Raw genomic sequence first — 14,005 nt, forward strand, 5'->3', positions numbered from 1 at the left:
TTTTTGTTATGCGCTAAATAAAAAAAGCCCTCAAAAGGGCTTTTGTGTTAATGTTTTGTTAATTACTGACTAACCGTGCAACATCTGTACCATTCCAACGTTAATCAGTTTGTTTTCATTTTCATATTTACTGTTGAGAAAACCCTATCGGTTTCCGATAGGGCTTTTTGTTGTTTGTTGGCTAAGGCTTGTAAACCTTTAACCGAAGTATTTTCACATTTACCGGTGAGAGCAATAAGTTTTTCAAATATAGCCACAATACCCAAAGATGCAAAACAGCCGTGAGGTAAATATAATGCCACTGTTATGAAAAAAATGTTAAAAACAGCGGTTGTATTGCAGAGTTATTGATAGTCGCTTGCCGGTACTAAAAAGTTTTCAATGGAAAGAATCTTTTTTTGTGAATCATCTAAATTTTTGCTTTTCTAAAAAAAGATGCAACCATTGGTCAGTAGCTCAAAGCGTTGCCTTTTGATGATTGAACATCCGGCTCTCGCACAAATCCGTTGATAATCAGATAACGCACTTTGCCGTTCTCCGCAAGCACAAGGTCGGGGTTTTGCTCCATACTGACCGCATCGTCAGGGCGGGTGTGGTTGCCTCGCAGCAGGTTAAAGGGAATATCTGCCGGAACGTCTTTTTCCTGCCAATCCTGCCCTTTGTAGCGCAAAGCAGTGTAGCCTTCCGCCAGTAAGCGGCTGAAATTCAGTTTCCTGATTTGGTCTAAACTGTACATTTCTTCGGGATAAACCTTGCCGAAACTCACCTGTAAATTGGTACAGTCTATTTCGCGATAGCCGTACAAGGTGCTCAAATCGCCGATGTCGTCCACAAAGCATTGGTAATAGAAACTGCGCCCGTCGGCTTTCATGCGCTCACGGATGTCAAAAGAGATATCGGCGCGGTAGGCTGTTCCGTTGAAATCCAGCAAAGCATTGCGCAGCACCAAATGGCGCAGTTGTGTGCGGTTTTCGGGAATCGCCCAATATTGCTCGGTTGTATGATGCTCATATTCTTTTTGCGCAATGGCATAAAGCGCCGAAAGAATGGCAATAAAATTCAATTGGCGGATATAAAATTTTTCAGGGTCATCGGGGTAGCCGCCGGACTCTATTAACACGGTGCTTGTGCCCCATTTTTGGATGTTATCACCAAAGGCACGCGGCTCAAATTCATCGTTATATTTGGCAACCTGCCCGGGGATGATGCTTTGCAGGTCGTCGTTCATGGCCGCAATGAGGCGCATGGCACGTTCTCGCACGGGATTTACCTCTTTGGCTACGTTATAGGCAGGCGCAAGGAATGAAATAGTGGCCGGCTTGGGCGTATAGTAGGCCGTGTAGCGCGTATGTTGGTCGTGCAGGTTAAACCCGAAATCGGCGTTCAGTTCATCGCGCAGGCCTTTGAGCAACCGCGACTCGGGATTGACTAACCGCAGGGCATCGCGGTTCATGTCTATGTCTAATGCTGTGCGTCGTTTGAACACCTCCGCCCCATCGGGGTTGAGCATCGGCACAAAGTGCAGGCTCAGGTTGTCTAATATAACCTTGCGGTAGCTGTCCAACTCATCGGAAGCGCTGAAAAAACGGAAAATATCGAACAGCGCCATAGTCGCCGTGGCTTCGTCGCCGTGCATTTGCGACCAGAGCATCACTTTGGTGGTGCCTTTGCCCAATCGGATGTGATGAATCACGCGCTTTTCGGTAGAAAGCCCCAACTCTTTTACCGAAAAACCTTTGTCGGGTGAAAGTGCAGCTATCAGCGGCTGAATATCAGCGTGTTTGAATCGGCGATAGGTAAAATAGGGTTCGCGGTAGGTTTCATATTGCCGTTGCAGGGCAGCAACAAACGCTTTTCTGTTCATGGTTCTTTTTTGGGCAAAAATGGAGGCGCTCAGGCAAAAGCACAAGCATAGAGGGAGGAGAAAGCGGTTAGTCTGCATTTTTAGTACACGGATTATAAGAACAAATTAAACTTATATCCGCTAATATATGCAACTGCTCTTGCAGGAAGCTAACCGTGCCGCGCAGGTGTGCGATTTCCTCTTTGAGTTGGGTGATAGTATTAATATGGCGCTCGTAGCGTTCACTGCGTTAAAGAATATTCTTCATCAAAATTCAGGTCTTCTAAAAAATTTTTTTAAAAAACGGGAACGTTTGTCGTTTAGCGATATTAAACCGTGAAGACAGACAAACTTTACGATTATTTTGATTTTTAACGCTGATTTATTTCCCACCAAATGATGACCGAAGAATTAAAAGGCTATTTCAAAAATCTTTATCGCATGATGCTGAGCGATGATGACATTCATGAACAGGAACTGTCAATGCTATATCAATTAGCTATTGATAAGGGATTTACCGAACAGGATATTGATAGTTTCCTTGGAGAGCCGATTGAGAGTGATGAAATGTTTGCGCCCCATGACACACTTATTAAAATAGAATACCTGTATGATTTGGCAAGGATGGCTTGGGCAGACGGAAATATAGACGACAGAGAGAAGGATACCCTTTTGCGCTTTTGTACCGCGTTTGGATTTGCAGAGGAGAATATTCCACTCATCATAGAATTCCTATTGGAAGAAGCCAAGCGTGGCGCAAGCAAGCAATCTGTTATGGAACAAGTCAAACAAAACCTATAAAAATTATGGCGAAGCTGTTTAAAGGAATTTTTAATACAAACGCTGCACAAGCACCTACACAGACCGTTGCATCTGACATAACAACAGGTATATCAAATCATATACCTGCAACATCTCACACACCTTTTGACAAAGAAGACCATCATCAGGAGGGCAAAAGAAAAGGTGAAAGCCTTCGTGGTTCTCATGTAGGTTTAAAAGTATGCCTTCAAAGGATAGCAGCCAAGCTTGTTGAACGTGCAGGTATAGACAAAACAGCACAGGAAAAGCACATGGCAGACCTCCGTGAAAAACTAAGCGGGCTTAAAGAAAAAACTAAGCATTTGCATGAGGAAAAGAATGAAATCATTAACCAAAAAATTCCTCAGATAAATGCCGCAATAGACAAATTGGAGCATGAAATCATTGAAATTAAGAAAGACCCTACACCATACCTTGAAGAAAAAGCAAGCAAATTGGGATTGTACATTGGAGCAGGAATTCTGTTTTTCCTCACGGTATATCTATTCGTCTTTTACAGTTCTGCCAGCTACTCTGCCTTTTTTAAAGAGTTTCAAGTTACCGATGACATAACCATTTCGCAGCAATTATTTGATGCACAGGCAGTTGTTCGGGCATATCACGATGGTATAACCGAACTCGTGCTGATTCTTACCATTCCTTTCGTTTTTCTTGGATTAGGCTATTTGATTCATAAGTTTCAGGAAGGCAGTGGGGCAAAGATGTACTTTAAAGTTGCAATGCTCATTATAACTACGTTTTTGTATGATACCCTGCTGGCTTACGGCATTACAGAAAAAATATACGACATTAAAAGACAAGGAGGATTTAATGATATGCCTCCTTACAGTTTCACACTGGCTTTTCAGGATGTGCATTTTTGGACAATTATTTTTTCGGGCTTCCTTGTGTACATCATCTGGGGTTTCATCTTCGACTTCACAATGGCATCTTATCAGGCATTAGACAAGATTAAACTGCTGATACAAGCCCGAAGAGAGCAGATAGCACTCAAAGAATACGACCGAAGAAAATTAGAAGAAAGAATCCAACAGATTCAGCAGGAAATCAACGGAATAGCCATTGACATAACGCATCTGGAGGAAAAAATTAAACATCCTTCTGTTACTATCAACATAAAAGAACTCGAGCACATCGTGATGCAATTTCTGAACGGATGGCTGGAATACATGACCTATGCCAAGATACCCTCACAGGAACAGGAAGAAGCTCATAAAATTGCTAAAGAATTTATTGAAAAATATCGCACCGTTAATTTGACCCAATTCAATTTAACTCACTAACCCTAATCCAAGATGAAACGCACTATTTTGTTCACTCTTGCATCTATGCTGTTTTTTGCTTCTTGCGGCAGTAGCGAGCAAAAGCAAGAGACAAGCGATACACAACCGTCTGCCGCGCCTAAAGACAAGCAATACAACATTACCATATTGCTTGACTTGTCTAACCGACTTATCAGATCTGTACAACCTTCTCAAAAAGAGCGTGATATAGAAGCTGTGAAACAGATTTTAGGAGTTATGCGCTCACATTTGTCCGGCAAAGGAACTTACAAATCCAAGGATAAAATACGAGTTATTTTCAGTCCTGCACCTGCTGACCCTAACATTAATAGTTTGGCAAAAAAACTCAGTGTGGATTTTTCTAAATTGGATAATGGCAGCAAGCGCGATGCTTACAAGAGCATGGAAGATAATTTCGCCACCTCGCTTTCAGAGATTTATGATTTAACCCTTCAAAGCCAAAAATGGGTAGGTTCTGATATCTGGCGATTTTTTAAATATGATGTCCGCGAATTGTGCATCGACAGAAATCCCGATTATGAAAATATTTTAGTTGTTATAACCGATGGCTACCTGTATCATGTCCAGTCCAAAGACCGAGTGAATAATCGCACAGCTTACATCCCCGACTGGTTTTTGAAAAAAGAAGGATTAAGCAACAATCCGAAATGGGAGCAAAAATTCAAAGAACAAGATTACGGGTTAATTAGCATCAATCAGAAATTGGACAACCTGTCTATTCTTATGCTGGAAGTAAATCCTGTAGATAGCCAGAAAAATGATGAGGATATCATTAGGGCATATATTGCCAAGTGGTTTGATGAAATGCAGGTGAGCAGATACAGCATCTATAACACCGATTTGCCACAAAACACCGCTAATCGGATAGAAAATTTCTTTCGTTAATTCAACGCTCTAAATTCAAACATCATGTATCATTTCCTCTTTTTCCTATTAGGAAGCCTGCTGACTATTTCCATAGCTCAGGCTCAATCGGCAGAACTGCGCATTAAGAATACTTCTGACAGAATGCTAACTGTTAAAGTCATGAACTCAAATAATGGCAGACTCTTTAAAAAATTTATCGTTTATCCACGCGCGAGTTATACCGAGTACTTTGCAACAACGGGTAGTTTTTTCCTCAAAACAAAGGCTGAATATCCGGGGCGTGAACCAGTCTATGAGAAAGGAAATCCGTTTAGAGTTTATGTCGGCACCGACGGCTATTCCGTACTGACCATTACGTATGCCATTCAAGAAAGCAATGTAGCCAATCCGTTGGAAGGCAAAAGTATCTCCCGACAAGAGTTTGAGCGCGATAACTGATTTATCTTGAATTTTATCATCTCCTAACCTTCATAAGAAGAATGGCGAGATGATAGAATTTCTTTCCTCCTCCGACATCCTTTTGTCGCATCGGGCTTGCCGAAAAGCACAGGGATTGAAGGGGCTGTCGGGTGCCTTGATTTGTTGATGCGGTTTGAACCTTCAATCAGTCAAAAAACAGCCAATTGATGCCCAGTTCTAACGAGCGTGGTTGGGCATAGTAACGGGGCGTGTTGAAATAAGCCTTGCCTGCGATATCTTGCAACAGATTAGTAACCTTGACGAACAACAGCGCTTTGCTGATTTTGAAATTAAAAAACAGGTCTAATACGGGAAATCCGTCGGTCAGATAGCGGTCATTCAGGATGAACTGTTGGGTAGAAGGCATAAAAGCATTGGCATAAAAAGCTGATTTCCAGTGAAAATCAACACCAAACTGCCCATCCAGCTCGTCCCTGAAAAACTTTTTCTGTACAAACAACTGTGAATTAATCAGCAAGGGTGGTACGCGGAACACATCTTCTCCCATGTTGTAGCTGTACATAATTTGCGTGAGCCATTGCAAATAATTCCACCGCGCTCTCAAATGCACACCTGCATGGAGGATACGTACCCCTTCGGTTGTTTGGCGGGCAATGCCGGCGGTGTCGTAATAAACCATATTTTGGATGTTCTCAAAGCCGGCAAACCGCGAAAATGACAGGTATTTTTTGATGAAGGGAACAGGAATGAAGTCTGTTTCATAGTTTAGGCGGTCGGAAACAGTACGGTAAAAATCAGCATTATCCCACTTGAAAAAGCTGCCGAATACGTGGCGTTGCGTCAAGTCGGGGCTGAATACCGTGCGCAGCCAAGTGCCTCTGAACCACTTGTTGATATACACCAATTTGGCGCGATAGTCGCGCATGGGCAGTTGCAGTTCGCCCTCTGCCTCTAACTTGTGATGTTTGTAAACGGGAATATTGGCGGCAAATCCTGCAAACCACTCCGGAGCAATATTCACCCGCTTAACGGAATCGGCAAGCGTGCTTACGTCTGTATAATTGGCTTCAAAGCCATACAAGCGGCTGCGCAAATAGGCGCGATAACGCAAGGCGTTCCACTGTCCTTTGATGCCTGCCCGATTGTCCAACTGTTGATAATCTGTCAGATAGGTGAGTTGTTGCCCGCGAAAACGGTTGATGTCAAAAGGAAGACGGCGGTAGAAAGTAGCAACATTGCCGGCAAGGTTTTCATCGGTGTATTCATTGATTTGGCGCAGCCACTCCAACTGATGGAACAACTGCGTCGTTAATTTCGCCTGTTGGGTAGAGTCTTTTTTCAGGTCAAACTGTTGATAGAGATGAAAGGTGCGCACTTTCTCACGACTGACAACCTCTTCTAAACTGTAAGCCAACTCCTGCGGACTAAGGTTGGCGAGCGTTTCCGAATTGGCAGGAGAAAGTTCGTCGGTATTGTATCCGCCGTTTTCCTGCACGGCATGTTCCGAATAAAGAAAATGCGCCAACAACTTGTAGCGCAAATCCTTTGAGAAAAAGCGGGTCATTGCGCCATAGTTTTGGATGCTCAGCAGCGGATCGTTGCGGCGCGAATTTCTGCCCAGAATTTTATTGGCTTCTTGCCGTTGAAAAAAGATAGCCGCGCTTGCATCGGGCGTAATGCTGCGGGCGTGCGTAACGCGCAGGCGGGTGCGCCCTTTACCGCCCTGAATATAGTCCAAATCGGTAACGGGCGAGTAGCTGTCAAAATAGCGCACTTCATCCCGTTGCAGGCGATAAGGAGCGAGCGCATTATAGCCCAAACGCGTGCCGATTTGTTCTGGCTCCCGATAAAAAATGGGTTGGGTTGCCGTACCAAAAATCCCCAAGTCTTGCCAAGTGTTGCCATTGCGTTGCACCATATTATACCTGTGGCGATTGGCATAGGTGGTGTCAATGTACAGCGTATCGGTAATGTTGTTGTAGAGCGTGTGCCAGTAGTAATAGCGGGTCGTATTCGGCCCGTAGCGGATAGAGTCTTTTTTGGCGGGGGGTGTATTGCTATTGTTAGGGGTGTCTTGTGCCCATGCGCCGGATATTGCAAGCAGGAAAACTGCCAAACCAATAAATATTGTTGGAAAAGACTTTTTTGGATGGTAATTTGCCGCCTGCAATGTGCTCATTAGCGATGGATTCATACTTTTTGCGGCTGCAAAGCTATGTAAAAAAGCCTATTGAAGCTGTGAAGAGTTGTTAAATGCCGCATAGCAGCCATTTATCGTCAATAAATTTTATATTGTTTCATTATTTTACCCCTCATGCAGAGCTTAGGCTTTAGGCTGTTTTTGTTCTTCCTCCTCGCAGATGTGGCACTTTTTGCCATGTTGGTGATGCCGGAAGATTATTACACGCCTACGCCTGCCGTTATTGTTTCAGAAGCTCCTCCAAAGGCTACCGAAAGAGGATTTATTTCTGCTGCGCCTTCGCCCAATGCACGCCAAACCGCAATATCTGCCGATACAACACGGCCTGCCATTCGCTATCGGGAGCCTGCGAAGTAGCTTTTTTGCTAAGCAACACCTTACCAATAATTTCAATCATATGAAAAGAATCACTTGCTTTCTGATGGGTTGCATGGCGATAATGACAGCCTATGCACAAGATTTTGCTATTGCGCAATTAGAAAAATCGCCGCGCCACCACGAATGGGTTGAGGTAAAATACGGCAACCGCACGGTACATTGCTTTGTGGCCTTCCCCGAATCGCCCGTGAATACGCCTGCTGTGGTGGTTATCCACGAAAACCGAGGGCTGACCGACTGGGTGCGCAGTTTTACCGACCAACTCGCTGCCGAGGGCTACTTAGCCATTGCCCCTGACCTGCTGTCAGGATTTTCGGAAGATAAAAAGCGCACCTCGGACTTTGCCAACTCCGATGATGCACGTACTGCACTTTCGCAACTGAAACCCGAACAAGTAAGTGCAGACCTTGCGGCCGTGCAAGCGTATATTGCCAAAGCCCCATCTTGCAACGGAAAAACGGCTATCATCGGCTTTTGTTGGGGCGGCGGCCAGTGTTTCCGTGCCGCAACCAATATCCCCTCTATTCAGGCAGCGTTGGTTTTCTACGGCGGTGCACCCGAAAGCGCTGAGGAGGTAGCCCGTATCAAAGCACCTGTGTACGGTTTCTATGCTGAAAATGACCAGCGCATCAATGCCGGCATTCCAAAAATTGAAAGCCTGATGAAAGAAGCGAACAAGCCGTTTGCCTACGAAATTTACAAAGGAGCAGGCCATGCCTTTATGCGCATTGGCGATGACCCCGCGGGCAGTGCCGAAAACAAGCAAGCCCGCGCCGACTCATGGGTACGCATCCGCAAGATTCTGGCGGAGTTGAAGTAAGAAATGTTATCTTTGTTCATATCAATGCCAATAGGGGAAAATCATGACGGCGTCGGCAATAAATAATGAAATGATATGCTTTCAGCTTCGCAACAACTTGTATCACTCGCTGGATGAGGGGCTGCGAACTGCGTTAGACAAAGTTTCCCAAAAAATTGAAAGACGATTGCTTCTGGTCAATCAGGGAAGGGCAGAGATAACAAGCGAAGGTATTTTAGCGGAGTTATTCAGTCTGCGTCTCAAAGCATTTCAATGGCTGACCCATAAGGCTGATTTTGACTACTTACATGCTATTGAACAGGTGGTTCCGCAAGTAGAATTATGGAAAGCAAATGAGAGGATGCGGGAGTTTGCAGAAAATATTCTATTTGCGCTGCGTTGCAATCAACGGGTTGCATATGCATTGGCCAAACAAGGAAGTTTTACCGGAGAGCAAATGGCAAATCAGGCGCAACAAGCAGCCCATATCAGTTACAGACAGTTTGTTACGGCACTGCACGTTGCGTTAGCCCCGGAGACAGCGCAAAAAATAGCCGACCTTACTCGGGCATCGCTCCAAATAGAATTGGTGATGCTTGCATTTGATATTATCGCTGATAAAAAAACGGAATTATCTGATAGAACCATCCGTAAGCTAAGTTTTCTTGCCGCAGATGCCGGACAAGAGTATATGGCCACGGCTCTTGATTTAGGTATTATCAAACGACGCTCAAAACCTATGGATTTCAATCAGATGTGCGTACCCGAACCATCTGATATAGCAGAAGAGCACAAGCTGGCAAATCTTGATTTGGAAGCATCGGCAGACTTGTCTTGATTATCTATGCAATCGGCATTCACCAAAAGCGATATTTTGCTCGTAAATTTCGGTCAACCGCCGACAGAGATAAAGGGACATGAGCAGGGCTATGAACGCCCTTGTATTGTCATCAAATCTCTGAATCATTTACAACTTGCAATTGTAGTCCCCTTAACAACCAAAGAGCCGGCCTACTTGGGTTATTCAACCGTAAAGATTGCCAAAGGTACATCTGTATTGCATCAGGATAGCTATGTTTTGTGTCATCAAATCAAGACCATTTCCTTTCAACGCATTACCAAAAAATTAGGCAGTATAGAACGCAAAACCCAACTCAAAATTGAGGCAGTACTGATAGATTTATTGGAATTGTGAAAAATACACCACTTCAAATCGCCTTGCTGAATTGTGCTTGGGCTTCGTTGCGGTACAGGTAGGCATCAAAAGCAGCGCAAATGTGCCGCACCAACAGTCTTCCTTTGGGCAATACCTCTATGGTGTTGCCCATTATTTTTACAAGCCCGTCGGCAGCGAAGGCGGCAAGTTTGTTGCCGATGTGCTCGGCAAAATCGGCACTGAAATCTTCGGGTGCAAAGTTGGTGCGGTCGGTACACATCAAATCCAAAATATGGCGACGGATGCGCAGGTCTTCCTCGCTAAGCAAATGCCCGCCAACTAAGGGCAAACGCCCTTCGGTAAGGGCTTGTTGGTAGCCTTCTACGGTTTTATCGTTTTGGGCAAAGGCTGTCCACGTGTCGCTGATGGAAGATGCGCCCAGCCCGATGACCAATTTGTGGTTGGTGGTGGTGTAGCCCATGAAATTGCGGTGCAGTGTGCCGCTGTGATAGGCTTTCAGCAACTTGTCGGAAGGCAGCGCGAAGTGATCCATGCCGATAGCTTCGTAGCCCATGGCGGTCAGCAGGCGGTTGCCAAGGCTGTACATGCTGATTTTTTCATCGGCTTGCGGCACGTCTTCGTCGGTGTATCGGCGTTGTCCTTTGCTTTTCCAAGGCACATGCGCGTAGGAATAAAACGCGATGCGGTCGGGTTTGAACTCTGCCAGCCTGCCGATGGTCATTTCAATGCTATGCAGGGTTTGTTTGGGCAGCCCGTACACCAAGTCCACATTAACGCTTTCATAGCCCAATGCCCGCGCCCAAGCTACCACCCGTGCGGTTTGTTCAAAGGTTTGCGGGCGGTTGATGATGTACTGCACTTGCTGGTCAAAATCCTGTACGCCAAGGCTGATGCGGTTAAACCCGACTTCTGCCAAGGCTTGCAGATGCGCCTCGGTGGTGTAGTTAGGGTGTACTTCTACGCTGAACTCGTGGTCGGCAGCGCGCTCGGCATGTTGCATGATGCCCTCAATTAGCCGTTGCAGGTTTTGCGGGGAAAAGAATGTGGGCGTTCCCCCGCCCAAGTGAATTTCTTTGATAACAGGCTTTGCCTCAAAGAGTTGCAGGTACATTTGCCACTCCTGCAATACGCTTTCCAGATAAGGCGTTTCTACGGCGTGATTTTTTGTAATGCGCTTGTTGCAGGCGCAGTAAGTACACAATTCTTCACAAAAAGGCAGGTGAATATAGAGGCAAACTGTTCGGTTTTCTGCCGTGAATCGCTCCCGAACGGATGCAGCCCATAGTTGCGGCATAAGGCTTGCATGGTTCCAATAAGGTACGGTCGGGTAGCTCGTGTAGCGGGGCAGCGCCACATCGTAGCGATGCAGCAGCGCCTTAAGTTCGGCTTCGTTCATGGCAGCGGTTTGTCTGTTGTGATGCAAAGATAGTTTTGCAAACCGTTTTTACTGTAAAGAGAACATCGCTCTTTACTCATAAATCTCTCTGCGATGCCCCACAGCAATTACTTCAACCGTGAGCACATCATCAAAAACGTCATAAATAACGCGATAATCACTTATGCGAATGCGGTATCCGGCTCTGCCTCTAAGTTTTTTGCAACCGGGCGGACGCGGGTCATTTGCAAGCTCATAAATAGCAGCTTTTATCTTGGTATAATAAGGTTCGCGGACAGTTTCAAGTGTTTTGATGACCTGCTTTTTTAAGACAACCTGATAGGGCATCACTTATTGCGGTTTGCTTCAATTATTTTAAAAGCCTCATCAATGGGAATAGACGGCTCATCGGACTGTTTTGCCTCGTCATAAAGCCTGATGTCTTCAAGTTCTTCAAGTTCTTCCATGATTGCCTCAAAATCTTTCATGGAAAGCACGACAGAGAGCTTGTTACCCTCACTGTCGGTGATATACTGCGGTTGAATCGTAAGCATGGCACACTTTGTTCAATAGTACAAAAATATACGTTAATCGGTTGATTATTTGCGCCTTGTGCCGCCGTTTTTTTACACGGCAGCACCCACCACCACCACAATTTCACCTTTCACGGCTTTTTCGCTAAAATGGGCAAGCAGTTCGGCGACTGTGCCGCGGGCGATTTCCTCGTGCAGTTTGGTCAGTTCGCGGGCGACGCATACGGGGCGCTCGGCTCCACAGTGTTCTTTGAGCTCTTCCAGCAGTTTGAGCAAGCGGTGTGGCGATTCGTAAAGCACAACGGTATGCTCCGAAGCGGCTATTTGCGCAAGTTGGGTTTGTCTGCCTTTTTTGTGCGGCAAAAATCCCCAGAAGGTGAAAGTATCGCAGGGCAGCCCCGAAGCCACCAACGCAGGGACAAAAGCCGTCGGGCCGGGCAGGCACTCCACTGCAATGCCTTCGCGCACGCAGGCACGAATGAGCAAAAAACCCGGGTCGGAAATGCCGGGCGTGCCTGCATCGCTGACCAATGCGCCCTTTTGCCCCTGTTGCAGGCGGGCAACAATGCCTTCTACGGCTTTGTGTTCGTTGGCTGTGTGAAAGCTCAGCAGCGGCTTTTTGATATCAAAATGTTTGAGCAGGTTGCCCGAAACGCGGGTGTCTTCCGCTACAACAAAATCAGCCTCGCGCAACACGCGCAAGGCTCGCAGGGTAATATCTTCCAAATTGCCGATGGGCGTAGGTACAACGGTGAGCATGGCGGGTTACAGGTTTTCCCCCAATTCCAACACCTCCCACGTGTGGTCGGCAAGCAGGTGTACTTTGGCAATAAATTTTGTGTATTTGCGGCTGCGTCCCCATTCGTGCGGCGCAACCAAGGAAAGGGTATCTCTTTGCCCTTCGCGCTCGTAGAGGTAGTAGATGCGCCCAATGAGCGGATTAAAGCGCATTTCTGCCTGATAGATGCGCTCCGATACCCAAATGCGCTCCTGAATTTGGCGTGCCTGTTTTGCCAACGTTTGCATTTGCTCGTAGAGTTGCCCCATTTGTGCACTGGTTTGTTGGCGCATGGCTTCCAGCGCATTGGCTTTGATGCTTCCTTCATCTTCGGGCTTGATGACAGCACCGCCTACTGTGTGCGCATAGGGCAACAGACCCGGGTTAGCGGCTATTTTCTCCCGCATTTTTTCCAAGTCTATGCTGTTTACGTCAATGGCTTTTCCGATATGTTCGTTTTGCGGTTCGGGCATGTTTGGCAATCAGGTTAAAACACTGCACACGCTCAAAAGCATGTGCTACATCATTAACAAAAAAATCGGGTGTTTGTTCACACCGCCACCGGTGCTTTGATAGCCGGGTGCGGGTCGTAGTTCAAAAGTTGAAAATCTTCGTATTTGAACGCAAAAATATCCTTTACCGAAGGGTTTATCAGCATTTGCGGCAGCGGGCGTGGCTCGCGGCTGAGTTGCAAGTTTACTTGTTCCAAATGGTTCAGGTAGATATGCACATCGCCGAAGGTGTGGATAAACTCGCCCGGTTGCAGGTCGCAAACCTGTGCAATCATCATTGTGAGCAGCGCATATGACGCAATGTTGAACGGCACGCCCAAGAAAACATCCGCACTGCGCTGGTATAGTTGGCAGGAAAGTTTGCCTTCCGCCACATAAAACTGAAACAGCACATGGCAAGGCGGCAGCGCCATGCGGTCAATATCGGCTACGTTCCACGCACTCACCATCAGGCGGCGCGAATCGGGGTTGCGTTTGATTTGGTCAATCAGTTGCGATATTTGGTCAATCGTGCGCCCGTCAGGGGCTTGCCAACTGCGCCACTGCTTGCCGTACACGGGTCCTAACTCGCCGTCGGGGGCTGCCCACTCGTCCCAGATGCTTACGCCATTAGCTTTCAGGTAGGCGATGTTGGTGCTGCCTTGCAAAAACCACAACAATTCATGAATAATGGATTTGAGGTGCACTTTCTTGGTTGTAACCAAAGGAAAGCCCGCGGCAAGGTCAAATCGCATCTGATAGCCAAAAATGCTGATTGTACCCGTTCCCGTGCGGTCGGTTTTGCGCACCCCGTGCGTTAAGATGTGCCTAAGCAGGTCGTGGTATTGTTGCATGGTGCAAAGTTAGCAAAACCCGTCCCTACCGCAATTAGAAATCTGCCCGAATTTTGCACGGTAATAGCAATGCAGTGCAGTTGCAATCCATTGAATATATGTAATAAATTGCCTGTGCCAACGTTCATTCATGAACGCCATTACTCCAAATCATCCGCTTATTA

Annotated in this window: 17 protein-coding genes; 8 read left to right on the plus strand and 9 right to left on the minus strand. The window is 46.3% G+C overall.

Annotated elements, in window-relative coordinates; translation table 11 throughout:
- Nucleotides 1–104: 104 nt before the first annotated feature.
- Nucleotides 105–302, minus strand: a complete 198-nt coding sequence (locus tag NDK19_RS01410; protein ID WP_250630039.1) for a hypothetical protein — start codon at nt 300–302, stop codon at nt 105–107.
- A 146-nt stretch (nt 303–448) separates the two neighbouring features.
- Nucleotides 449–1,864: a M14 family metallopeptidase gene (locus NDK19_RS01415; protein ID WP_250630040.1), complete on the minus strand. Its 1,416-nt coding sequence runs from the start codon at nt 1,862–1,864 to the stop codon at nt 449–451.
- A gap of 375 nt (nt 1,865–2,239) precedes the next feature.
- Between NDK19_RS01415 and NDK19_RS01420 the strand changes: the two genes are divergently transcribed.
- From NDK19_RS01420 to NDK19_RS01435, 4 genes are read left to right on the plus strand one after another with little or no spacing between them, the layout of a single operon-like run.
- Nucleotides 2,240–2,644: a tellurite resistance TerB family protein gene (locus NDK19_RS01420; RefSeq protein ID WP_250630041.1), complete on the plus strand. Its 405-nt coding sequence runs from the start codon at nt 2,240–2,242 to the stop codon at nt 2,642–2,644.
- Between the two features lie 5 nt (nt 2,645–2,649).
- Nucleotides 2,650–3,948, plus strand: coding sequence for a coiled-coil domain-containing protein (locus tag NDK19_RS01425; RefSeq protein ID WP_250630042.1), 1,299 nt, complete (start codon nt 2,650–2,652; stop codon nt 3,946–3,948).
- A 12-nt stretch (nt 3,949–3,960) separates the two neighbouring features.
- Nucleotides 3,961–4,854, plus strand: a complete 894-nt coding sequence (locus NDK19_RS01430; protein ID WP_250630043.1) for a hypothetical protein — start codon at nt 3,961–3,963, stop codon at nt 4,852–4,854.
- A gap of 24 nt (nt 4,855–4,878) precedes the next feature.
- Complete coding sequence (locus tag NDK19_RS01435) at nt 4,879–5,274, plus strand: hypothetical protein (RefSeq protein WP_250630044.1); 396 nt, start codon at nt 4,879–4,881, stop codon at nt 5,272–5,274.
- A gap of 166 nt (nt 5,275–5,440) precedes the next feature.
- Here the strand turns inward: NDK19_RS01435 and NDK19_RS01440 are convergent, their stop codons facing one another.
- Nucleotides 5,441–7,372 carry a putative porin gene (locus NDK19_RS01440; RefSeq protein WP_250630045.1) on the minus strand — a complete coding sequence of 644 codons (1,932 nt, stop codon included), beginning with the start codon at nt 7,370–7,372 and terminating at the stop codon, nt 5,441–5,443.
- 198 nt (nt 7,373–7,570) lie between these two features.
- Here NDK19_RS01440 and NDK19_RS01445 point away from each other — a divergent pair, with 198 nt between their 5' ends.
- From NDK19_RS01445 to NDK19_RS01460, 4 genes are read left to right on the plus strand one after another with little or no spacing between them, the layout of a single operon-like run.
- A complete protein-coding gene (locus NDK19_RS01445; protein ID WP_250630046.1) occupies nt 7,571–7,813 on the plus strand; it encodes a hypothetical protein in 243 nt (80 codons plus the stop codon).
- Nucleotides 7,814–7,853: 40 nt separating this feature from the next.
- Nucleotides 7,854–8,654, plus strand: coding sequence for a dienelactone hydrolase family protein (locus NDK19_RS01450; RefSeq protein ID WP_250630047.1), 801 nt, complete (start codon nt 7,854–7,856; stop codon nt 8,652–8,654).
- Between the two features lie 43 nt (nt 8,655–8,697).
- Nucleotides 8,698–9,471: a hypothetical protein gene (locus tag NDK19_RS01455; protein ID WP_250630048.1), complete on the plus strand. Its 774-nt coding sequence runs from the start codon at nt 8,698–8,700 to the stop codon at nt 9,469–9,471.
- 6 nt (nt 9,472–9,477) lie between these two features.
- A complete protein-coding gene (locus tag NDK19_RS01460) occupies nt 9,478–9,828 on the plus strand; it encodes a type II toxin-antitoxin system PemK/MazF family toxin (protein ID WP_250630049.1) in 351 nt (116 codons plus the stop codon).
- A gap of 13 nt (nt 9,829–9,841) precedes the next feature.
- Here NDK19_RS01460 and hemN read toward each other — a convergent pair whose 3' ends face one another.
- The 6 genes from hemN to NDK19_RS01490 all read right to left on the minus strand — a co-directional run bounded on the left by hemN (nt 9,842) and on the right by NDK19_RS01490 (nt 13,841).
- Entirely contained in the window at nt 9,842–11,206 is a 1,365-nt protein-coding gene (gene hemN / locus NDK19_RS01465; RefSeq protein ID WP_250630050.1) for an oxygen-independent coproporphyrinogen III oxidase, read from the minus strand.
- A 72-nt stretch (nt 11,207–11,278) separates the two neighbouring features.
- The gene (locus NDK19_RS01470; RefSeq protein ID WP_250630051.1) at nt 11,279–11,533 is read right to left on the minus strand and encodes a type II toxin-antitoxin system RelE family toxin; all 255 of its coding nucleotides are present in this window, start codon (nt 11,531–11,533) and stop codon (nt 11,279–11,281) included.
- Nucleotides 11,533–11,739, minus strand: a complete 207-nt coding sequence (locus tag NDK19_RS01475; protein ID WP_250630052.1) for a hypothetical protein — start codon at nt 11,737–11,739, stop codon at nt 11,533–11,535. Before NDK19_RS01475 ends, NDK19_RS01470 begins: the two co-directional genes overlap by 1 nt.
- 72 nt (nt 11,740–11,811) lie before the next feature.
- Nucleotides 11,812–12,477: a 16S rRNA (cytidine(1402)-2'-O)-methyltransferase gene (gene rsmI / locus NDK19_RS01480; protein WP_250630053.1), complete on the minus strand. Its 666-nt coding sequence runs from the start codon at nt 12,475–12,477 to the stop codon at nt 11,812–11,814.
- Nucleotides 12,478–12,483: 6 nt separating this feature from the next.
- The gene (locus NDK19_RS01485) at nt 12,484–12,969 is read right to left on the minus strand and encodes a DUF2452 domain-containing protein (protein ID WP_250630054.1); all 486 of its coding nucleotides are present in this window, start codon (nt 12,967–12,969) and stop codon (nt 12,484–12,486) included.
- 77 nt (nt 12,970–13,046) lie between these two features.
- Nucleotides 13,047–13,841, minus strand: a complete 795-nt coding sequence (locus NDK19_RS01490) for a thymidylate synthase (RefSeq protein WP_250630055.1) — start codon at nt 13,839–13,841, stop codon at nt 13,047–13,049.
- Nucleotides 13,842–14,005 lie beyond the last annotated feature (164 nt).

The organism is Rhodoflexus caldus (assembly GCF_021206925.1).
Classification (GTDB): Bacteria; Bacteroidota; Bacteroidia; order Cytophagales; family Thermoflexibacteraceae; genus Rhodoflexus; species Rhodoflexus caldus.